This is a genomic window from Pseudomonas sp. Irchel 3F3 (assembly GCF_900187545.1).
GTDB classification, from domain to species: domain Bacteria; phylum Pseudomonadota; class Gammaproteobacteria; order Pseudomonadales; family Pseudomonadaceae; genus Aquipseudomonas; species Aquipseudomonas fortuita.
Genome location: NZ_FYDS01000009.1, coordinates 141,884 through 160,661, shown reverse-complemented (window position 1 = coordinate 160,661; position 18,778 = coordinate 141,884). Strand labels below are relative to the sequence as shown.

The window sequence follows — 18,778 nt, the reverse complement described above, 5'->3', positions numbered from 1 at the left end:
TTCACCCGCGAAACAGCCAACACAGACTCAAGCTATGTCGCGCAGCTCCCGCCGCAGGATCTTGCCCACCGGCGTCATCGGCAACGACTCGCGCAGCACGATGTGCTTGGGTACCTTGTAGCCGGTGAAGTTGGCCTTGCAGTAAGCCTTGAGCTCTTCCACGCTCAGCCCGCCCTCGCGCGGCACCACGAACAGCTTCACTGCCTCGCCAGAACGCTCGTCCGGCACGCCGATGGCGGCACAGTTGGCAACCTTGGGGTGGCCCATCACCACGTCCTCGATCTCGTTGGGGTACACGTTGAAGCCCGAGACGATGATCATGTCCTTCTTGCGGTCGACGATGCGGGTGAAACCGTCCGGGTCGATCACCGCGATATCACCCGTCTTGAACCAGCCGTCCGCATCCAGGGCCTGGGCAGTGGCCTCAGGCTGCTGCCAGTAACCCTTCATCACCTGTGGCCCCTTGATGCACAACTCGCCCCGCTCGCCCAGGGGCAATTCGTTGCCATCGTCGTCAATTACCTTGAAGGCGGTACCCGCTACCGGGATGCCCACCGTACCCAGGCGCGCCAGCTGGCCATAGGGGTTGGTGCTGGCCACCGGCGAGGTTTCTGTCAGGCCGTAGCCTTCGACAATGCGGCACCCGGTAAGCGCCTCCCAGCGCTCGGCGGTGGCCTTGACCAGCGCCGTGCCGCCAGAGTTGGTGACCTTCAGCGCCGAGAAATCCAGCTGGCGGAAACCGGGATGGTCCATCAATGCGACAAACAGGGTGTTCAGCCCCAACAGCGCCGAGAAACGCCACTTGCCCAGCTCCTTGATGAAGCCGGGGATGTCACGCGGGTTGGTGATCAGGACGTTGTGGTTGCCGGTGACCATCATGCACATGCAATTCGCGGTAAAGGCATAGATATGGTAAAGCGGCAGGGGTGCGATCATCACCTCCTGGCCGTCCTTGAGCAGCTTCTGCCCGTCGGGGCCGTGCTGCGAGAAGCAGGCCAGCACCTGCAACATGTTGGCCACCAGGTTGCCGTGGGTGAGCATGGCGCCCTTGGCCAGGCCGGTGGTGCCGCCGGTGTACTGCAGCACGGCGATGTCGTCCAGGCTCAATGGCACCGGTTTGGGCGAGTGCTCGCGGCCCTCGCGCAGCACCTGTTTGAACGATATCGCCTGGGGTAGCTGGTAAGCGGGCACCATCTTCTTCAGCTTGTCGACCACCGTGTTGACCAGCCAGCCCTTGGCGGCAGGTAACAGGTCGCCCATCTTCGCCTCGATCAGGTACTCGATGCCGGTATCGGGCAGCACTTCCTGCACCCGCTTGCCGAACATGTTCAGGTACACCAGCGCACGTGCGCCACTGTCCTTGAACTGGTGGCGCATTTCGCGCTCGGTGTACAGCGGGTTGGTGTTGACCACAATCAGGCCGGCACGCATGGCACCAAAGACCGCGATCGGGTATTGCAGCACGTTGGGCATCTGCACCGCGATGCGGTCACCCGGCTTGAGGCCGGTGTGCTGCTGCAACCAGGCGGCGAAGGCTGCCGAGTGGCGCTCCAGCTCCCCGTAGGTCAGGGTCACCCCCAGGTTGCTGAACGCCGGGCGGTCGGCAAAGCGCTTGCAGGAGCGCTCGAATACCTCGACGACCGAGGTGTAGGCATTGATGTCGATGGTGGAAGGCACGCCCGCCGGGCGCTTGTCATTCCAGAAGTCGGCTTGCATTTATTATTGTTCCTCTGCCTGGACCTGCACTGCGTCCTTTAGTCCTTTACCTGATTGCCTGCCGGCAAAAAGGCGTTGCTCCGACGTTAGCAGGTAAGCCCAAGGCGGCATATACGCCAAGTGCCGCCATTAACATTGTGAATCTTATTTGTGCCCTTCCTGCAATCCGGCCGGTTGTGCATACACTGTTCGGGTACCCGCGCGCACAAGGACCCGCCATGCCCCACGACGCCTTCTGGCTCCCCGCCAGCGAGCACTGCAGCCTGTATGTGCATCAATGGCTGCCGGCCACACCGGTAAAGGCCGTGGTGCTGCTGGCCCATGGCATGGCCGAGCATGCCGGGCGCTACCAGCGCCTGGGGCATGCCCTGAGCGAGGCCGGCTTTGCCCTGTTCGCTGCCGACCAGCGCGGCCACGGGCGCAGCGCCGAGCTGGGCAGCCGCGGCCTGTTCGCCCGCCATCATGGCTGGAATGCCGTAGTCAATGACGTTGGGTTGCTGGCCCAGCACATCGGCCAGCAGTACCCGTGCACGCCGCTGTTTCTGTTCGGCCACAGCATGGGCAGCTACATTGCCCAGGCTTACCTGCTGCACCACAGCGCCAGCCTGCACGGGGCGATTCTCAGTGGCTCCAACTACCAACCGGCGGCGCTGTACCGCCTGGCGCGGCTGATTGCCCGGCTGGAGAGCTGGCGCCAAGGGCCGCAAGGCAAGAGTGCGCTGATCGAATGGTTGTCGTTCGGGTCGTTCAATAAAGCGTTCAAACCCAACCGCACGGCGTTCGACTGGCTTAGCCGCGACCCAGCCGAGGTCGACCTGTACGTCAACGACCCGTTGTGCGGCTTTCGCTGCAGCAACCAGCTGTGGCTCGACCTGCTGCAAGGCTTGGCGCAGATCAGCCAGCCGGGTAACCTCGCGCAGATCGATCCGAACCTGCCCATGCTGGTAATCGGTGGCGAATGTGATCCGGTCAGTGCCGGCAAGCGTCTAACCCATCTGGCCGACGCCCTGCGCGCGACCGGCAATCGACATGTACAGCTGCGCGTCTATCCTGAGGCGCGGCATGAAGTACTCAACGAAACCAACCGTGACGAGGTCACCGCCGATATTCTCGGCTGGCTTGAGCAGGCGCTGGCCCTTGGCCGCCCCGTGCGCAGTGAATGATAGCCGCCCTCGCCTAACGCTTAAGGAAGCACCGATGTCCCAGGTCACCAACACGCCTTACGAAGCCCTCGAAGTTGGCCAGACGGCCGAGTACAAGAAGTCCGTTGAAGAACGCGACATCCAGCTGTTCGCTGCCATGTCCGGTGACCACAACCCGGTTCACCTGGATGCCGAGTTCGCCGCCAAGAGCATGTTCCGCGAGCGTATTGCCCATGGCATGTTCAGCGGCGCGCTGATCAGTGCTGCGGTGGCCTGCACCCTGCCAGGCCCTGGCACCATCTACCTGGGCCAGCAGATGAGCTTCCAGAAGCCGGTGAAGATTGGCGACACCCTGACCGTGCGCCTGGAGATTCTCGAGAAGTTGCCCAAGTTCAAGGTGCGCATTGCCACCAACGTGTACAACCAGAACGATGAGCTGGTGGTCCAGGGTGAGGCCGAAATCCTGGCGCCGCGCAAGCAGCAGACAGTCGAGCTGGTGTCGCCGCCGAATTTCGTGGCTAGCTGAAGATTGATGTAGACCGCACCGGCCTCTTCGCGGGTAAACCCGCTCCCACAGGTACAGCACCATGCTCAAGTCTGTGGTGATCCTGCTGGGAGCGGGTTTACCCGCGAAGAGGCCAGCGCAGCCAACATCACTCGATGACTTTCAGCCGCTGCTCGATATGCCGCCGCTCCGGCGCCTGCCGGGTCAGCGCCAGCGCCTGGCGCCAGGCCGCACGCGCCTCCTCCACCTGCCCCAACTGGTAATGCAGCTCGGCCCGCGCCGCGTGCGCCAGGTGATAGTCCAGCAGATCACCGCGCGCCAGAATCCCTTCGACTTCCCGCAGGCCCACTTGCGGCCCATCGCGCTTCGCCAGCGCCACCGCCCGGTTCAGTTCCACCACCGCTGACGGCCAATGCCGCTGCAACACATCATACAGCCCGACGATTTCCACCCAGTCCGTTTCTTCTGCGGTTGCCGCTTCAGCGTGCACAGCGGCGATCGCTGCCTGCACCGTGTAGGCACCGAACGCCCGGCTTTGCAGGGCCTGGCGCACCAGCTCGCAGCCCTCGTCAATGCGTTGCCGGTCCCACAGGCTGCGGTCCTGTTGTTCCAGCAGCACAAGGTTGCCCTGGGCATCGGTGCGCGCCTGCTGCCGCGATGCCTGAAGCAGCATCAAGGCCAGCAGGCCGTTGGCCTCCGCATCAGGCAACAATTGCACCAGCAGCCGCGCCAGGCGAATGGCTTCATCGCTCAGCTCCTGCTGCAGCAGTGACTCGCCCGACGACGCCGAATAGCCTTCGTTGAACACCAGGTAGATCACCCGTAACACGCTCTCCAGGCGCTCGGGCAGTTCGCTCAACGCTGGTACCTGGTAGGGGATGCCGGCATCGCGGATCTTGGCTTTGGCGCGCACGATGCGCTGGGCGATGGTAGTCGGGCTTTGCAGGAAGGCGCGGGCAATCTGCTCGGTGGTCAAGTCGCAGACTGCGCGCAGGTTCAGCGGTACCTGGGCATCGGCCGACAGCGCCGGGTGGCAACAGGTGAAAATCAGCCGCAGGCGGTCATCCGCCAACAACTCTTCTTCGCTGGGGTCCTGCCCCTGGCCGTCGAGCAACATGCTCAAGTCTGCCTGGGAGCGATCGAAACGTGCGCGTCGGCGCAGTGCATCGATGGCCTTGAAGCGCCCGGTGGAGACCAGCCACGCCCGTGGGTTCTCGGGGATGCCATCACGCTGCCAGCGCTCGACGGCGATGAAGAAGGCATCATGCATGGCCTCCTCGGCCAGGTCGAAATCACCCAGCAGGCGGATCAATGTCGCCAGGATGCGCCGCGACTCCCGCCGGTACACCGACTCGACTTCGGCGCGCACCTGCGCCAGGGCTGTCATCAGTCGGGCATCCGCTGGGTCACCACCTCCACCAGGCGGTCCAGGCTTTCTCCCCAGCCCTGATAAAAACCCATTTCTTCATGGGCCCGGCAGTCAGCAGCATTCCAGTGCCAGGCGCGGGCGGTGTAGCGGGTTTTGCCCTGCTCCTCGTCAAAGCTGATCACGGCGGTCATGAAGGCCTTTTCTGACGGCACCCAACCGGGGCCAAAGGCATCGGTGAACACCAACCGTCGCGGCGCGGCAATGTCCAGAAACACGCCCTGGGTCGGGTATTCGCTACCATCCGGCGCTCGCATCAGGGTGCGCAATACCCCCCCGATCCACAACTGCATCTCGCACTCCGGGGTGGTCATGCCATGCGGCCCCCACCACTGCATCAGCCAATGGGGTTCGCTCCAGGCGCGAAACACCTTGGCCGGCGGTGCGTCGATCAGGCGGCTGATGGACAACTCGTGTTGCGCTTGCGCGGGGTGTGCAAGGCTCATGCTGATGGTTCTCCGTAGCTGTCAGGGTTGCAGTTCACGCACCGGTCGCACCTCGACACTGCCGACCCGTGCCGCAGGGATGCCCTTGGCGATATTCAGCGCTTCGTTCAGGTCGCGGGCCTCCACCAGGTAAAAGCCGGCGAGTTGCTCCTTGGTTTCGGCATACGGGCCGTCGGTCAGGCTCATGTGCCCGTTACGCACACGTACCGTGGTGGCGGTCTGCACAGGCTTGAGCGCCTCGGCCGCCAGCATTCGCCCCGAGCCATGTACGGCTTCGGCGTAGGCCAGGCATTCGGCGTCTTCCGGGCTGTCGGGCAAGCTATGCAGCAGCCCCTCGTCACAATAGACCAGGCACAGGTATTTCATGGTCGCCTCCAGGGCATCGGCAAAGTGCGTTTGGCGATAACGGCTCAGGGCTTGAGATCGAACAGGGCTTTTTGCGTCTCCATGTCGAAGGGTGCCGACCAGTGTTCGTGGATCACCCGCCACTGGCCACCTTGACGACGATAGCCCACGGTCGCGCGCATGAAGCCGCACTGGCTTTCGTCGTCGCCTGGGCCGCAGCGGTTCAGCCAGTGGGCCAGGGCCAGGTCGCCATCGGCGTGGACGGTAAGCTGGGCAAGTTCGAAGACCATGGGCCCGGTGCACATGCCCATGCACATTTCCCAGTGCGCCGTGTAGGCGGCCTTGCCTTTGAATTGCAGGGCCTGGATGGCATCGAAGGCAACGATGTCATCGGCATAGGGGGCGGTGATGCTGGGGATGTCGCGATCGCGCACGGCCTGCATCCAGCGCTCGATCAGTTGGCGGATCTCGGTTTCGGCTGCGGTGCTCATCGGGGTGCCTCCGACAGTACGTAGGGTTTTGACACGCAGTGCGGCGTGCCGTCACCTATGGTCGAACGGAGAGCAGAGTAATCGACAACGCTTGAAAATATTCTGAATGCTGATCGCCCCATCGCCGGCAAGTCAGCTGCCACAGGGGTAGCACAACATGCAAATGCTGCGACAACCTTGTGGGCGCTGGCTTGCCGGCGATGAGGCCATCAGCAACTACATTGGATACCTGTCGGTCAACCTTGCTGGCAACCTTCACCCATAGCCCGGTACTGGATGGTATGCACCTGGCCCTGGTGGTCTTCGTAGGTCATGGTCGCAGGTACCACTTCGCAGACATTGGGGATGGTCGACAGGTTGATCACCCGCTTGATGTCCAGGTTCATGGAGTAGTCGTACTGCTGGGCCACAGGCTCGCTGGAGACGGGTTTGACCTCATCGGCAAGGGCGAACGAGGACATACCGACCAATGCAAGAATCAGTAATGGTTTCATGTGAGTGTGCCTTTTGAGCATTCAAGCTGATCGATTGACTTCTATTGCCGTACCCGGCGCGGAGAAGTTGCCATCTACGGTGAAGATGGCACGAAGTACCGATCCCGCTTCGTACTGCCAGGGGGGATGAGTAAAATTCTACTCCCGGTTGCCAATAGTTGAACCCTGAACTCGGATATTCACCGTTGCCCGATTTGCAACAATCTGCGTCAAAATGGCCGCAACATCTCAGGCCAGAGCCTTTGGCCAGCTTTCAGGGAAGGACGCGTCATCTCATTAAAAAATATTCACTGCTCGACACTTGCGGCCACAGAACGCCGGCTGCTGGAGCATTTTTACCGCCAACACGGCTCGCGCATGCGTGCTGCAAGCGACGCTGAACTGTGGGTGGCACGCGCCCCAGGCATCATTGCGGGCTTGAGCCTCAGTGCGGTAGGCGAAGGATTATGGCTGACGGGGCTGTTCGTCGACCCGCAACAGCGCGGCCAAGGGGTGGCCGGGCGGTTGATCGACGCGGCGCTGCAACACGCTGGCGGACCAACCTGGCTGTTCTGCCACCCGGACCTGGCGCCCTTCTATCAGCGCCTGGGTTTCCACATGGCCGGGCAACTGCCCGAAACCCTGGCCAGTCGCTTGCAGCGCTACCAGCGCAGCAAACGCCTGGTAGCCCTGCAGCGGGGTCAGTCGTCGCTGACCTCGAGCCCGGGGAATAGCACCTCGGTGTAGCCGAACTTGGCAAAGTCCTGGATACGCGATGGGTACAGCCGGCCGATCAGGTGGTCACACTCGTGCTGCACCACCCGCGCATGGAAACCGTCGGCAAAGCGGTTGATCGGGTTGCCTTGGGGGTCGACCCCTTCGTAGCAGATATGCTTGAAGCGTGGCACCACACCGCGCAGGCCCGGTACCGACAGGCAACCTTCCCAGCCGTCCTCCACTTCAGTGGACATCGGCGTGATGACCGGGTTGATCAAAATGGTCTGCGGCACCGCTTCGGCATCCGGGTAGCGCTCGCTGCGCTCGAAGCCGAAAATCACCAACTGCAGGTCGATACCAATCTGTGGCGCGGCCAAGCCTACGCCGCCCACATGGCGCATGGTTTCGAACATGTCGTCGATCAGTTGCTGCAGTTCGACAGTGCCGAGCATGTGCTCGGGCACGGGCGGGGCGATGCGCAGCAGGCGTTCGTCGCCCATCTTTAGAATGTCACGGATCATCTGGGGTTCGGCTCGGAAGGTTGGTGCTCGCTGGGTTGCGGGTGCTCATGGCCCAGCACGGTGATGGTTTGCGGAGCCTTGTGCCCTTCGAAATCTTTCTCACCAGGGTTTTTACCCTCGCTCGACATGTGCTCGATCACCGCGTTCATCTCCGCGCCCAGCAGCAATACGGCAGCGGAAATATAGAAATACAGCAACAGCACGATGATTGCACCAATGCTGCCGTACATCGCGTTGTAGTCGGCAAAGGTTTTCACGTAATAAGCAAAGCCCAGGGAAGCCACGATCCACACCACCACTGCCAGCACCGAACCGGGTGTAATGAAGCGAAACTTTTGTTTCACGTCAGGCATGACGTAGTAGATCAGGGCCACTGCCACCATCAGCAAGATGATGATCACTGGCCAGCGCAGGATGGTCCAGAGTGTGACGATGAACTCCTGCATACCAATCTGGGCGGCGATCCATTCCATCACCTGCGGGCCCAGTACCATCAGTGCTGCGGCCGCCAGCAACATGCCGGCCAGGCCGATGGTGTAGAAAATGGAAAGCGGGATCCGCTTCCAAACCGGGCGGCCTTCGGGCACATCGTAAGCAGCGTTCATCGCGCTCATCATCAGGCGTACGCCGGCCGATGCGGTCCACAAGGCAATCACGATACCCACCGACAACAGCCCGCCCTTGGACTGCTGCAACTGGTCGATCACCGGGTTGACCTGTTCCAGCGCCTGCGGTGGCAGTACCAGTTCCGACTGCAGCCGCAGCCAGGAAAAGAAGTCCGGCAAATGCAGAAAACCAATCAGGGCAATGAGGAACAGCAAGAAAGGGAACAGCGAAAACAGTGCTTGGTAAGCCAGCGCAGAGGCATAGGTGGACATCTCGTCATCAAGGAATTCCTTGACGGTGCGCACCAGCACGCGGTGCAAGGGCAGGCCCTGCAGGGCGGAAAAAATCATAGCGTCTCCTTTCGCCGCTCGATCGATTCAACAGACAAGTCTAATAGACCATACCGCTGCTGTGCTGCTCCCGGCCAATGCATCAGAAAAGGTTCAAGCCCATATAGGCCTCTTCGCGGGCCTGCCCGCGAAGAGGCCGGTACAGGTTGCTCAAATCAAGGCTTTTTCACCGCGTCCTTTACATCGCCCTTGATCTGCTGCGCCTCGCCTTTGACTTCCTGCGCCTTGCCCTCTGCACGCAGCTTGTCGTTGCCGGTTACCTTGCCAACACCCTGTTTCACGTTGCCGATTGCTTCGTTGGCCAGACCTTTCGCTTTGTCTTTAGTACCGCTCATGGCAAAACTCCTGCAAATGGAGACACGTGAACCGTGTCGACAGAAGGTGGACCCAACACCCTCGCCAGGAGTTTCAACGAATTTTCCATTCGCAAGCCGAACGGTAAAACTGCGGGCGAATACCGCACAAAATGACCCCGGCGCACCTACGCAGCCAGCACAGCTGCCCTAGAATCCCCGCAAACGTCCGCCCACAGCAGGCTGGCACTCGATAAGAACAATGTTTTCCGGATACCCGCACCCATGCGTCTGATGCCTGCACTGGTGGCCTTGCTGCCACTGCTCCCCCTGCCTGCCCTGGCCGCTGCACCGGCCAACTCCGAAACCTTGCGTGTCGAGCGTTACGCCGACGACAGCCAACCCGGTTCGCTGCGCTGGGCCATCGAAACCAGCAACCAGAACCCCGGCCACTACAGCATCGACATTGCCGCTGTCGGCAAACCGCCTTACATCATTCGCCCCAGCCGTGCGCTCCCAGACATCAAGGGCCCGGTGCGCATCACCGGCCTGCCTTGGGCGCGCGATGGCCAGTACATCGCCATCGACGGTTCGGCCTACATCAAGGACCAGGGCGTACGCACCTGCCCCGGCGCCCTGCCCGGCCAGTTCGGCACCAACGTGCGCACCACCACCAACCCCGGGCTGGTGCTGCGCGACACCCAGGGCGTGCACCTGAGCGGCCTGGAAGTGCGCAACTTTTGCATCGGCATCCTGGTCAACCGCGCCAGTGGCAACGTGATCGAAGACAACCGCATCATCGCCAACAAGGGCGGCGCTGGCATCATGCTGACCGGTGACGACGGCGCGGGTAACCCCACCGCTACCACCACGAACAACAACAAGGTGCTGCGCAACCAGCTGATCGACAATGGCGACGGCCTGGAGCTGACCCGCGGCGCGGCATTCAACCTGGTGGCCGATAACCTGTTCCGCTCCACCTCGGCCAACCCCGAGCCATCGCAGGGTATCGAGATTCTGTTGGGCAACGACAACAGCGTGGTGCGCAACCGCTTCGAAAACTACTCCGACGGCCTGCAGATCAACTGGGGCAAGCGCAACTACCTGGCTGCCAACACGTTCACTGGTAACTCGATCGGCGTCAGCGTTACCGGCGATGGCAACATCCTCGACGGCAACCTGATCCACGGCAACCGCATCGGCGTGGCACTGCGCCCGGAGCCGGAGGCCACCGCCACACGCCTGAGCGGCAATCGCATCTGGGGTAACAGCCAGGATATCCGCCGCTGCGAAGCTGGCGGTTCGTGCGTGCCGGGCCAGCGCACAGGCGCCATCGTGTTTGGCGTACCGGCCCAGGCGCATGCGCTGTATGTGGGCTCGCGCGGGGTGGGGGCCGACTTGCCGAAGAAAGACCAGGCAATCATCTGCGATGCCAACGGCGAGCCCAAGCCTTGCCAACCGCTGCCCAACCATAACCAGCAAGCGCCACACCTGATTGCGCTGCAAGGCAATGTGTTGCGTGGTGAAGTGCAGGGGCCGGCGTCGAGCCTGCTGCGGGTGGAGTTGTTTGGCAATGCCGAGGCGGATGGCACCGAGGCGCAGCAGTACCTCGGGGAGGTGCTGGTGAACAGTGACAAGCAGGGCCAGGCGCGGTTTGCGCAGGTGCTGGAGGGCATCGGCGGGCTGCGCAGTTTTACTGCGACCGTGACGACAGCTGACGGGGCAACATCCGAGTTGAGCCTGCCGGTTCGGCGTTAACGCTACCGGCCTGTTCGCGGGCTTGCCCCGCCCGGTGCCACCCCTCACAATGCAGGCCTTCATAGCGTCAACCCGCAGGAACCTGCATGAAACTCGACAAACCCGCCGCCATCGCCCGGCGCAACGAAGCACTGGCCAAGCCGGTGCTGAACAGCAGCAATACGCTGTTCGCCATCCTGGACAACAAACGCAACCTGTGGTGGTTCGAAGTGCCTGTGGCGCTGCTGGGCAAGGGCCAGGCCGACTGGGTCAACCTGCTGCTGCACACGCCAGAAAGCGATGAGCTGCAGCACCTGAAGGTGCCCACCAACTTCCTCAAGGCTCACCTGGAGCAGATGGAAGTGCGCAAGCCCGGCAAGCGCCGTTCCACCATCAGCCTTGCGCTCAGCGCCGACCGCGATTCGCTGCTGCGCGACACCCGCCCGGGTGGCGAGCAGCTGGACTTCCGCAACTTCGTGCAGGCTTAAGGCGGTCAGACCTTCTCGATACGGTCGTCATGGATGACGATCAGGCCCTGCTTGAACAACGCGCCGATGGCCTTCTTGAAGTTGCCCTTGCTGACGTTGAACAGCTTGCTGATCAGCGCCGGGTCGCTCTTGTCGCACACGCCCAACACCCCACCTTCAGCCTCCAGACGCGCCATGATCTGCTCTTGCAGGCTGTCAGCCAGCGCCGCACCCACCGGTTGCAGGCTCAGGGCGATCTTGCCGTCGTGGCGCACTTCCTTGATGAAGCCCTTTTCGTGCATGCCCGAACGCAGGAACTTGAACACCTCATTCTTGTGGATCAGGCCCCAGTGGCGGTTATTGATGATGGCCTTGAAGCCCATGGGCGTTTCGCCGGCCACCAGCAACTCGACCGGTTGCCCGACTTTGTAGTCGGCCGGGCTGACGTCGAGGTAACGGTCCAGGCGCGACGTAGCGGTGATGCGGCGGGTGCGCTTGTCGAGGTAGACGTGCACCACGCAGTAATCGCCGATCTTCAGCTGCCGAGCCTCTTCCGAGTACGGCATCAGCAGGTCCTTGGGCAGGCCCCAGTCCAGGAAGATACCGGCCCCGTTGATGTCCTTGACCTTGAGGCTGGCAAACTCACCCACCTGAACCTTGGGCTTTTCAGTGGTAGCGATCAGCTGGTCTTCGCTGTCCAGATAGATGAACACGTTCAGCCAGTCATCCACCTCGGTTTCGGCGTTTTTCGGGATGTAGCGCCCCGGCAGCAGGATTTCGCCATCGGCGCCGCCGTCCAGGTACAGGCCGAAGTCCACGTGTTTCACGATTTGCAAACTGTTGTAACGCCCAAGCAGAGCCATTTCCGATGATCCTCAAGACAAGGCGGCTATTCTACACCTGAAGCCACCGCATGGCCCGACCACTGATACAGTTGAACCGCCAGCCCGCCCTTGCGTCTACCCTCTGGCCAGACTGAGGAAGGAACAGCACATGCCGCTACGCCTGCTCAAAGCCTTGCTTGTCGCCGTCGGCTTCGCACTGGCCGTGGCCGCCTGCAGCCGCATCGACCTGGCCTACCGCAACCTCGACCGCCTGGTGCCGTGGTCGCTGGGCGATTACCTGGACATGAACAGCGAGCAGAAGGCCTTGCTCGACGGCCGCTTGCGCGAGCACCTGGCCTGGCATTGCAAGACCCAGCTGCCCGGCTACCTCGACTGGCTGGACCGGGTACGCGGCATGGTCGCCGATGGCCAAGTGACCGACCAGGCCCTACAGCAACGTACCCGTGAGGCCCGTGAGGCGATTGGCCGGGTGGCAGAGGAAATCACCCCATCGGCCACTGAACTGTTGCGCGGCATGAGCGATACCCAAGTGGCGCAGATGCGCGAAGCGTTCCGCGATGACATCAGCGAACGGCAGAAAAAGTACGTGGATACGCCGCTGCCCAAACAGATCGCCCGCCGTAGCGAACGCATGGAGAAACGCCTGACCCCGTGGTTCGGCGAGTTGTCGGCAGCACAGAAGCAACGGGTCCAGGCCTGGTCCACAGCGTTGGGCGACCAGAACCGCGAATGGATCGCCAACCGCGCCCACTGGCAGCAGCAATTGTTGCTGGCGATGAACCAGCGCAATGACGCCAGCTTTGAACCACGCCTGGCGACACTGTTGCAGCGCAAGGAAAGTTTGTGGACGCCTGAATACCGCTCAGCGTTTCAAAATACCGAACAACAGGCGCGCAGCCTGCTGGTGGACCTGGTGCAGCTGAGCACCCCGCAACAGCGGCGGTTCTTGCAAGAAAAGCTGGGCAAGGTGCGGACTGATTTCGGTGAATTGAAGTGTTTGAAGGGGTGAAGTCACTGGTTGCCTGCCCTGGCCCTATCGCCGGCAAGCCAGCGCCCACAGGTCCCCGAGAACGCTCAGCCCTGTGGTAATCCTGTGGGAGCTGGCTTGCCGGCGATAGGGCCAAGACAGGCCAAGCATTTACCGGGCCTTGCGCCGGTAGGGAAACACATCAATCACCTTCCCCTCACGAATCGCTGCCTGCAGCCCCTTCCAGTAATCCGCGTCATACAACTCCCCGTGCAAGCGGCTGAACAACCGCCGCTGGCCAATATCGGCAAACAGGAACGGCGGAAACTCTTCGGGGAACACGTCATGCGGCCCGATCGAGTACCACGGCTCGCCCGACATCTCGTCTTCGGGGTAACGCGGTGGCGGAATGTGGCGGAAGTTCACTTCGGTCAGGAAGCTGATCTCGTCATAGTCGTAAAACACCACCCGGCCATGGCGGGTAACGCCAAAGTTCTTCAGCAACATGTCGCCGGGGAAAATGTTAGCCGCCGCCAGTTGCTTGATGGCCAGGCCGTAATCCTCCAGCGCCTCCAGCACCTGGCCTTCGCTGGCATGCTCCAGGTACAGGTTCAACGGCGTCATGCGCCGCTCGGTCCAGCAGTGGCGGATCAGTACCGTGTCACCCTCCAAAACCACCGTCGACGGTGCTACCTCCAGCAGTTCGGCCAGGCACTCGGGCGCGAACTTGCCCCGTGGGAAGCGAAAATCGGCAAACTCCTGGGTATCGGCCAGGCGCCCCACGCGGTCGACGCTTTTCACCAGCCGGTACTTGTCGATCACCGTGGCGCGGTCGACGGTTTTAGACGGCGAGAAGCGGTCCTTGATGATCTTGAACACGGTGTTGAAGCCCGGCAGGGTAAACACGCTCATGACCATGCCGCGCACCCCAGGCGCCATGACGAAGCGGTCTTCGCTGCCGGCCAGGTGGTTGATCAGCGCCCGGTAGAACTCCGACTTGCCGTGCTTGTAGAAACCGATGGAGGTGTACAGCTCGGCAATGTGCTTGCCCGGCAAGATGCGCTTGAGGAAGTTGACGAACTCTGCCGGTACCGGCACATCGACCATGAAATAGGAGCGGGTGAAGGAAAAGATGATCGACACCTCGGCTTCGTCGGTGATCAGCCCATCGGCCTCGATACCATGCCCTTCGCGGTGCAGCAGCGGTATCACCAGCGGCCACTGCTCATCGCTGTTGTACAACCGGCCGACCAGGTAGGCACCCTTGTTGCGGTACAGCACCGGCGAAAACAGCTCCACTGCCAGCATCGGGTCTTTGCACACCCAATCCGGCAGGCATTCGCGCAGTTGCTCCTCAAGGCGTGACACGTCGCTTTCAAGGTCGGCGTAGGCGAATGCATAGTCGGAAAGAATCGCCCGTAGCAGGCCCTGCAGATTGCCATCGGGGCGATAGGTGCAGGTTTGCGTGGCGCGCTGGTGGCTGCGGATGGACGGCCGGGTGGTGTGGATGAACATGCAGCCGTCGCTGATCTGGTCATGGCTGAACAGGCTGCAGAACAATGAGTTGTACCAGGTCTCTGACAGCTCATCGTCCAGGCGCGGGTCGATCAGGCGTATGTAGGCACTTTTAACCAGAGGCCACTGCTCGACCTCCAGCAGCACCTCGTCTTCGAACGCATCACGCAACCAGCCGTTGACCTCACCGACCTTCTGTTCGTACAGGTTGATACGGGCAGCGGCTGCCCGCTGGCTATCTTGCCAACGCGCCTGCTCGAAGCGCTCGCGGGCGCCTAGGGTGATGCGGCGAAAATGCTCGCGATAGTCGTCGAAGCCATCGAGGATCATCCGGGCGATCTCGCCGGCAGGCCAGTGCTGGGTCATGCGGTGGGCCTCGGTGCAAAGATTGAGTACTGAGCTTAGCCGCCCTTGTGGTGCAGGGTTAATGCCACACCTCGAAGGCCTGCATGGCCCTTGCAGGCCGCAATGGATTGCACCGCAAGAAAGCACAAGAATCCCCCCGCCCCCTGGCGTACACTCGCGCCCTGCCCTGTACCCGGAGACCGCCGTGAGCCCCATCGCCCTAGCCCGCCTGCTGACCCTTGCTGCCGTCTGGGGGGCGAGTTTCCTGTTCATGCGCATCATCGCCCCCGAGCTGGGCACGGTGCCGACCGCGTTCTTCCGGGTATCCATTGCCTGCCTGGGCTTGATCGGCATCGTCGCGGTCGCCCGCGTGCGTTGGGACTTCCAGGGCAAGCTGGGTGCCTGCCTGGTGCTGGGCATGATCAACTCCGGTATCCCCGCCACCTTCTATTCCGTTGCCGCTCAGGTATTGCCAGCCGGCTACTCGGCGATCTTCAACGCCACCACGCCACTGATGGGCGTGCTGATCGGCATGCTGTTCTTCCGCGAGCCCATGACCCTGCCCAAGTTGTGCGGCATCTTCCTGGGCCTGTTTGGCGTCGGCATCCTCAGCGGCGCCGGCCCGGTCGCGTTGGACATGGCCCTGCTGCAAGGCGCCCTCGCTTGCCTGGCGGCCACCACCTGCTACGGCTTTGCCGGCTTCCTTGCCCGCCGCTGGATCAGCGGCCTGGACAGCCGCCTTTCGGCGCTGGGCAGCATGCTCGGCGCTACCTTGCTGCTAAGCCCAGTGTTCGCCTGGAGCGCGCTGAGCCAGCCACCCGCCAGCTGGGGCGGCTGGCAGGTGTGGCTGTCGCTGCTGGGCCTGGGGCTGTTGTGCACGGCGTTCGCCTACATCCTTTACTTCCGCCTGCTGGAAGAAATCGGACCGGTAAAGGCCAGCACCGTGACCTTCCTCATTCCGGTGTTCGGTGTACTGTGGGGCGCCTGGCTGCTGGATGAGTCACTGTCGATGGGCCACCTGTATGGCGGTTTGCTGATTGGCATGGCACTGTGGCTGGTGCTGCGCCCGGCGCGCAGCTGAAGTGGGGCACATGATGAACGGCGCGTACAAGAAGGTCCTGTTCCGCCTGGAACAGGACGAGAACGGCTACCCACCGGCCTCGGTCGAAGGCCTATGGGCCAAAGCCGTGGAAGGCGGCTATGCCGTCGACAACATCCCCTTCCATGTCTACGGCATTGCGCCGGGTGATGTGATAACCACCCGTGAAGAAAACGGCGAAACCTGGTTCGACGCACTGCGCTGCGGCAGCGGCAGCTCGGTATTCCGGGTGCTGGTAAAGCCACCGGAAGCCCTGGACCAGGTATGCACGGCCTTGCAGGACTTCGGCTGCAAGTGCGAAACCGAGCAGGCCGTGAGAATGCTGGCCGTCGAAGTCCCGCCAGCGCGTTCACTCGACACCCTGCTCTACTACCTGCTCACCCAGCGCGAGGCCGGCCTGCTGGACTTCGAGGAAGGCGTATTGCGCCACGCCATCCCCGAAGAGTTCCGCTAGGACTTACGCCTCGGCCAGGCGCGCGGCGGGCTTGCGAAACACGAACAGCAGGCCCACCACGATCAACCCCATGCCCAGCAGGCTGAGCGGTGCCAGTCGGTTGCCGAAGATCAGGAAGTCCATCACTGCGGTCACCGCCGGCACCAGGTAGAACAGGCTGGTGACATTGACCAGGTTACCCTTGGCGATCAGCCGATACAGCAGCAACGTCGCCAGCAATGAAACCACCAGGCCCATCCACAGCAACGCGCCGACAAAGCCGCCGGCCCACTCGACATGCAGTGGTTGCAACGGTGCGAACAGCGCGCACATGGCAAAGCCGGCCAGGTACTGCAGCGGCAACGTGCCCATGGGGTTATCGGTGATGCGCTTTTGCAGGATCGAGCCCAGGGTCATACTGGCCAGCGCCAGCAGGGCAAACAGCATCCCCGCCAGCGACACCCCTCCCAGGTTGATACCCTGGTACACCACCATGATCAGGCCAGCCAACCCCAGCCCCAGGCCGAACAAACGGCTCCATGAGCGCTGACGCTCCATCAGCACCACGGTAAGGATCGGTTGTACCCCCATGACCGTGGCCATGACGCCAGGGGTGACATGGGTGTTGAGCGCCAGCAAGTAGAAGATCTGGTAGGCGCCGAGCAGCACGCACCCGGTACCCAAGGCGCGCAGAATCGCCCCTCGGCTGCGCGGCCAGCGCAGCCCCAGCAGCGGGCCGATCAGCAGCAGGCCCGCGAGGGCCAACGACGAGCGCAACAGCAGGAAGGCGAACGGGCTGGCGTGCGCCAGGCCCAGCTTGGAGACAATCGCCCCGCTGCTCCACAGCAGGACGAACAGGCTGGTCGTGGCCGCCGAGGCCACGGATGCTTTGGTAAAGACAGACATGTATTGCCACCTGATAGTAGGCAGAAAAGCCAAACGGACGGCGTGCGCTTCAGCGGGGAAGTAGCCGACCGTGTTCAGTAGGTTGCGTGTGCGTAGGGGTTCGGCAACAAGCCGATCAGCCCAGCACGACCACGCAAGGAGGCGGAGCTACGCCGCCTACAACGCCACTGACAGGTGGTGGGTAATGACTGATCATGACCGGCTGCTGGCTGCCACGCACGACCCTGCCCGCGACTGGCGCGAAGGCAAAGCTTGTGGTGGAAGGGGTGGCTGGCATGAACGGGGTCTTTGAGGAGGTGAATGCCTGGAATATAGCGTGGGATTCTTCGCGGGACAAGCCCGCTCCCACAAGAGCGCCATCGTCCTCGAAGGATGAGGAGAACCTGTGGGAGCGGGCTTGTCCCGCGAAGAGGACGGGTCAGACAACAAAAAATCAGAACAACCAGTGATACAGCAGGTACACCACCACCACTGCCAGCACCGGCCGCAGGATGCGGTAGGCCTTGGGGTTGGCGCGTTTGAACTGCTTCACACGGGTGCTGATTTTATTGCTGAAGCGCTTGCTCCAGGCATACGCCTGGTTGATCCCGCCCACGCGCTCGTCGTCGGTGTTCTGCGGCGCGGTGGCGCGGCCGAGGAAGGCACTGACCTTGCGGTTGATGCGGGTCATCAGCGGGCTGCTCAGCGGGCGCTCGATGTCGCAGAACAGGATCACCCGGGTGAAGTCGGTTTCGTTCTTCACCCAGTGCACGTAGGTTTCGTCGAACATCACGTCTTCGCCATCACGCCAGGCGTATTCCTGGCCATCGACGTAGATGCGGCAAGCATCGGAGTTCGGCGTGGACAGGCCCAGGTGGTAGCGCAGCGAGCCTGCAAACGGGTCGCGGTGCGGGTTCAGGTGGCTGCCGCCGGGCAACAGGGCAAACATTGCGCCCTTCACGTTGGGAATGCTGCTGACCAGCTCGACGGTGCGCGGGCACAGGGCTTCGGCCGAAGGCAACGGCTTGTCGTACCACTTCAGGTAAAACCGCTTCCAACCCTTCTTGAAGAACGAACCGAAGCCGGCATCGTTGTCCTTTTCGGCGGCGCGAATGTAGCCTTCATCGAACAGGCGCATGGCCTCTTCGCGGATTTCCTGCCAGTTGTCTTTCAGCACGTCCAGTTCAGGGAAGCGCTGACGGTCCAGGTAGGGCTTGGACGGCACGCCGGAGAACAGGTACATCAACGCGTTGTAGGGAGCGAACAGCGCCGAATGGTTGACGAACTGGCGCAACACCGGCAGGCGGGCCTTGCCGCGCAGGTGCACGAACAACACGCTGCCGAAAAACACCAGCAAGACACCCGCCTTGGCTGCAAAGGAAAAGGTCATGCTTTCACTCCTTGGGGAAGAGCCAGGGCTGCACCACCTGCTCTTCTGAAAATCATCCTGCCAT

21 protein-coding genes are annotated in these 18,778 nt (G+C 62.2%); 8 read left to right on the top strand and 13 right to left on the bottom strand.

Annotated elements, in window-relative coordinates:
• Window positions 1-27: 27 nt before the first annotated feature.
• Window positions 28-1,716, bottom strand: coding sequence for a long-chain-fatty-acid--CoA ligase FadD2 (gene fadD2, locus CKW35_RS20670; protein ID WP_095116770.1), 1,689 nt, complete (start codon window positions 1,714-1,716; stop codon window positions 28-30).
• A gap of 218 nt (window positions 1,717-1,934) precedes the next feature.
• On the opposite strand from fadD2, the gene CKW35_RS20665 reads away from it, so the two are divergent.
• Window positions 1,935-2,879 carry an alpha/beta hydrolase gene (locus CKW35_RS20665; RefSeq protein WP_016488562.1) on the top strand — a complete coding sequence of 315 codons (945 nt, stop codon included), beginning with the start codon at window positions 1,935-1,937 and terminating at the stop codon, window positions 2,877-2,879.
• Between the two features lie 34 nt (window positions 2,880-2,913).
• Window positions 2,914-3,384, top strand: a complete 471-nt coding sequence (locus CKW35_RS20660) for a MaoC family dehydratase (protein WP_016488563.1) — start codon at window positions 2,914-2,916, stop codon at window positions 3,382-3,384.
• Between the two features lie 127 nt (window positions 3,385-3,511).
• Here CKW35_RS20660 and CKW35_RS20655 read toward each other — a convergent pair whose 3' ends face one another.
• From CKW35_RS20655 to CKW35_RS20635, 5 genes are all read right to left on the bottom strand, one after another.
• Window positions 3,512-4,750 carry an RNA polymerase sigma factor gene (locus CKW35_RS20655; protein ID WP_095116768.1) on the bottom strand — a complete coding sequence of 413 codons (1,239 nt, stop codon included), beginning with the start codon at window positions 4,748-4,750 and terminating at the stop codon, window positions 3,512-3,514.
• Complete coding sequence (locus CKW35_RS20650) at window positions 4,750-5,235, bottom strand: SRPBCC family protein (RefSeq protein WP_095116766.1); 486 nt, start codon at window positions 5,233-5,235, stop codon at window positions 4,750-4,752. The genes CKW35_RS20655 and CKW35_RS20650 overlap by 1 nt, the downstream gene beginning before the upstream one ends.
• A 21-nt stretch (window positions 5,236-5,256) precedes the next feature.
• Window positions 5,257-5,601 carry a YciI family protein gene (locus tag CKW35_RS20645; RefSeq protein ID WP_016488566.1) on the bottom strand — a complete coding sequence of 115 codons (345 nt, stop codon included), beginning with the start codon at window positions 5,599-5,601 and terminating at the stop codon, window positions 5,257-5,259.
• A gap of 44 nt (window positions 5,602-5,645) precedes the next feature.
• Entirely contained in the window at window positions 5,646-6,071 is a 426-nt protein-coding gene (locus CKW35_RS20640) for a nuclear transport factor 2 family protein (RefSeq protein WP_016488567.1), read from the bottom strand.
• Between the two features lie 236 nt (window positions 6,072-6,307).
• Window positions 6,308-6,565 carry a DUF2790 domain-containing protein gene (locus tag CKW35_RS20635; RefSeq protein ID WP_016488568.1) on the bottom strand — a complete coding sequence of 86 codons (258 nt, stop codon included), beginning with the start codon at window positions 6,563-6,565 and terminating at the stop codon, window positions 6,308-6,310.
• Between the two features lie 357 nt (window positions 6,566-6,922).
• Between CKW35_RS20635 and CKW35_RS20630 the strand changes: the two genes are divergently transcribed.
• Entirely contained in the window at window positions 6,923-7,291 is a 369-nt protein-coding gene (locus CKW35_RS20630) for a GNAT family N-acetyltransferase (protein WP_060519177.1), read from the top strand.
• Here the strand turns inward: CKW35_RS20630 and def are convergent.
• The 3 genes from def to CKW35_RS20615 form a co-directional block, all read right to left on the bottom strand.
• Window positions 7,246-7,782, bottom strand: coding sequence for a peptide deformylase (def, locus tag CKW35_RS20625; protein WP_016488570.1), 537 nt, complete (start codon window positions 7,780-7,782; stop codon window positions 7,246-7,248). The genes CKW35_RS20630 and def overlap by 46 nt on opposite strands.
• Window positions 7,779-8,738, bottom strand: a complete 960-nt coding sequence (locus CKW35_RS20620) for a YihY/virulence factor BrkB family protein (RefSeq protein WP_016488571.1) — start codon at window positions 8,736-8,738, stop codon at window positions 7,779-7,781. Before CKW35_RS20620 ends, def begins: the two co-directional genes overlap by 4 nt.
• 155 nt (window positions 8,739-8,893) lie before the next feature.
• On the bottom strand, window positions 8,894-9,073 hold the full coding sequence (locus CKW35_RS20615) for a CsbD family protein (RefSeq protein ID WP_016488572.1): 180 nt from the start codon (window positions 9,071-9,073) through the stop codon (window positions 8,894-8,896).
• Window positions 9,074-9,316: 243 nt separating this feature from the next.
• Between CKW35_RS20615 and CKW35_RS20610 the strand changes: the two genes are divergently transcribed.
• Together CKW35_RS20610 and CKW35_RS20605 are read left to right on the top strand one after the other, a co-directional pair.
• The gene (locus CKW35_RS20610; protein WP_016488573.1) at window positions 9,317-10,789 is read left to right on the top strand and encodes a nitrous oxide reductase family maturation protein NosD; all 1,473 of its coding nucleotides are present in this window, start codon (window positions 9,317-9,319) and stop codon (window positions 10,787-10,789) included.
• Between the two features lie 86 nt (window positions 10,790-10,875).
• On the top strand, window positions 10,876-11,256 hold the full coding sequence (locus CKW35_RS20605; RefSeq protein ID WP_016488574.1) for a hypothetical protein: 381 nt from the start codon (window positions 10,876-10,878) through the stop codon (window positions 11,254-11,256).
• Between the two features lie 5 nt (window positions 11,257-11,261).
• Here CKW35_RS20605 and CKW35_RS20600 read toward each other — a convergent pair whose 3' ends face one another.
• Window positions 11,262-12,098, bottom strand: coding sequence for a S1 RNA-binding domain-containing protein (locus CKW35_RS20600; protein WP_023048395.1), 837 nt, complete (start codon window positions 12,096-12,098; stop codon window positions 11,262-11,264).
• A 130-nt stretch (window positions 12,099-12,228) separates the two neighbouring features.
• Between CKW35_RS20600 and CKW35_RS20595 the strand changes: the two genes are divergently transcribed.
• The gene (locus tag CKW35_RS20595; protein WP_095116764.1) at window positions 12,229-13,089 is read left to right on the top strand and encodes a DUF6279 family lipoprotein; all 861 of its coding nucleotides are present in this window, start codon (window positions 12,229-12,231) and stop codon (window positions 13,087-13,089) included.
• Window positions 13,090-13,218: 129 nt separating this feature from the next.
• Here CKW35_RS20595 and aceK read toward each other — a convergent pair whose 3' ends face one another.
• A complete protein-coding gene (aceK, locus tag CKW35_RS20590; protein ID WP_095116761.1) occupies window positions 13,219-14,928 on the bottom strand; it encodes a bifunctional isocitrate dehydrogenase kinase/phosphatase in 1,710 nt (569 codons plus the stop codon).
• A gap of 184 nt (window positions 14,929-15,112) precedes the next feature.
• Between aceK and CKW35_RS20585 the strand changes: the two genes are divergently transcribed.
• Together CKW35_RS20585 and CKW35_RS20580 are read left to right on the top strand one after the other, a co-directional pair.
• Window positions 15,113-15,988, top strand: coding sequence for a DMT family transporter (locus CKW35_RS20585; RefSeq protein ID WP_016488578.1), 876 nt, complete (start codon window positions 15,113-15,115; stop codon window positions 15,986-15,988).
• Window positions 15,989-16,001: 13 nt separating this feature from the next.
• Window positions 16,002-16,460, top strand: a complete 459-nt coding sequence (locus CKW35_RS20580) for a DUF4265 domain-containing protein (protein WP_095116811.1) — start codon at window positions 16,002-16,004, stop codon at window positions 16,458-16,460.
• A 3-nt stretch (window positions 16,461-16,463) separates the two neighbouring features.
• Here CKW35_RS20580 and CKW35_RS20575 read toward each other — a convergent pair whose 3' ends face one another.
• Together CKW35_RS20575 and CKW35_RS20565 are read right to left on the bottom strand one after the other, a co-directional pair.
• Window positions 16,464-17,345: a DMT family transporter gene (locus tag CKW35_RS20575; protein ID WP_016488580.1), complete on the bottom strand. Its 882-nt coding sequence runs from the start codon at window positions 17,343-17,345 to the stop codon at window positions 16,464-16,466.
• 433 nt (window positions 17,346-17,778) lie between these two features.
• Window positions 17,779-18,714, bottom strand: coding sequence for an aspartyl/asparaginyl beta-hydroxylase domain-containing protein (locus CKW35_RS20565; protein ID WP_016488582.1), 936 nt, complete (start codon window positions 18,712-18,714; stop codon window positions 17,779-17,781).
• Window positions 18,715-18,778: the final 64 nt, after the last annotated feature.

Coding starts and splice junctions, on each gene's coding strand:
- CKW35_RS20645 (WP_016488566.1), bottom strand. CDS start 5,601: ATGAAATACCTGTGCCTGGTCTATTGTGACGAGGGGCTGCTGCATAGC.
- CKW35_RS20660 (WP_016488563.1), top strand. CDS start 2,914: ATGTCCCAGGTCACCAACACGCCTTACGAAGCCCTCGAAGTTGGCCAG.
- CKW35_RS20580 (WP_095116811.1), top strand. CDS start 16,002: ATGAACGGCGCGTACAAGAAGGTCCTGTTCCGCCTGGAACAGGACGAG.
- def (WP_016488570.1), bottom strand. CDS start 7,782: ATGATCCGTGACATTCTAAAGATGGGCGACGAACGCCTGCTGCGCATC.
- fadD2 (WP_095116770.1), bottom strand. CDS start 1,716: ATGCAAGCCGACTTCTGGAATGACAAGCGCCCGGCGGGCGTGCCTTCC.
- CKW35_RS20615 (WP_016488572.1), bottom strand. CDS start 9,073: ATGAGCGGTACTAAAGACAAAGCGAAAGGTCTGGCCAACGAAGCAATC.
- CKW35_RS20610 (WP_016488573.1), top strand. CDS start 9,317: ATGCGTCTGATGCCTGCACTGGTGGCCTTGCTGCCACTGCTCCCCCTG.
- CKW35_RS20630 (WP_060519177.1), top strand. CDS start 6,923: ATGCGTGCTGCAAGCGACGCTGAACTGTGGGTGGCACGCGCCCCAGGC.
- CKW35_RS20650 (WP_095116766.1), bottom strand. CDS start 5,235: ATGAGCCTTGCACACCCCGCGCAAGCGCAACACGAGTTGTCCATCAGC.
- aceK (WP_095116761.1), bottom strand. CDS start 14,928: ATGACCCAGCACTGGCCTGCCGGCGAGATCGCCCGGATGATCCTCGAT.
- CKW35_RS20665 (WP_016488562.1), top strand. CDS start 1,935: ATGCCCCACGACGCCTTCTGGCTCCCCGCCAGCGAGCACTGCAGCCTG.
- CKW35_RS20620 (WP_016488571.1), bottom strand. CDS start 8,738: ATGATTTTTTCCGCCCTGCAGGGCCTGCCCTTGCACCGCGTGCTGGTG.
- CKW35_RS20575 (WP_016488580.1), bottom strand. CDS start 17,345: ATGTCTGTCTTTACCAAAGCATCCGTGGCCTCGGCGGCCACGACCAGC.
- CKW35_RS20565 (WP_016488582.1), bottom strand. CDS start 18,714: ATGACCTTTTCCTTTGCAGCCAAGGCGGGTGTCTTGCTGGTGTTTTTC.
- CKW35_RS20605 (WP_016488574.1), top strand. CDS start 10,876: ATGAAACTCGACAAACCCGCCGCCATCGCCCGGCGCAACGAAGCACTG.
- CKW35_RS20635 (WP_016488568.1), bottom strand. CDS start 6,565: ATGAAACCATTACTGATTCTTGCATTGGTCGGTATGTCCTCGTTCGCC.
- CKW35_RS20655 (WP_095116768.1), bottom strand. CDS start 4,750: ATGACAGCCCTGGCGCAGGTGCGCGCCGAAGTCGAGTCGGTGTACCGG.
- CKW35_RS20595 (WP_095116764.1), top strand. CDS start 12,229: ATGCCGCTACGCCTGCTCAAAGCCTTGCTTGTCGCCGTCGGCTTCGCA.
- CKW35_RS20640 (WP_016488567.1), bottom strand. CDS start 6,071: ATGAGCACCGCAGCCGAAACCGAGATCCGCCAACTGATCGAGCGCTGG.
- CKW35_RS20600 (WP_023048395.1), bottom strand. CDS start 12,098: ATGGCTCTGCTTGGGCGTTACAACAGTTTGCAAATCGTGAAACACGTG.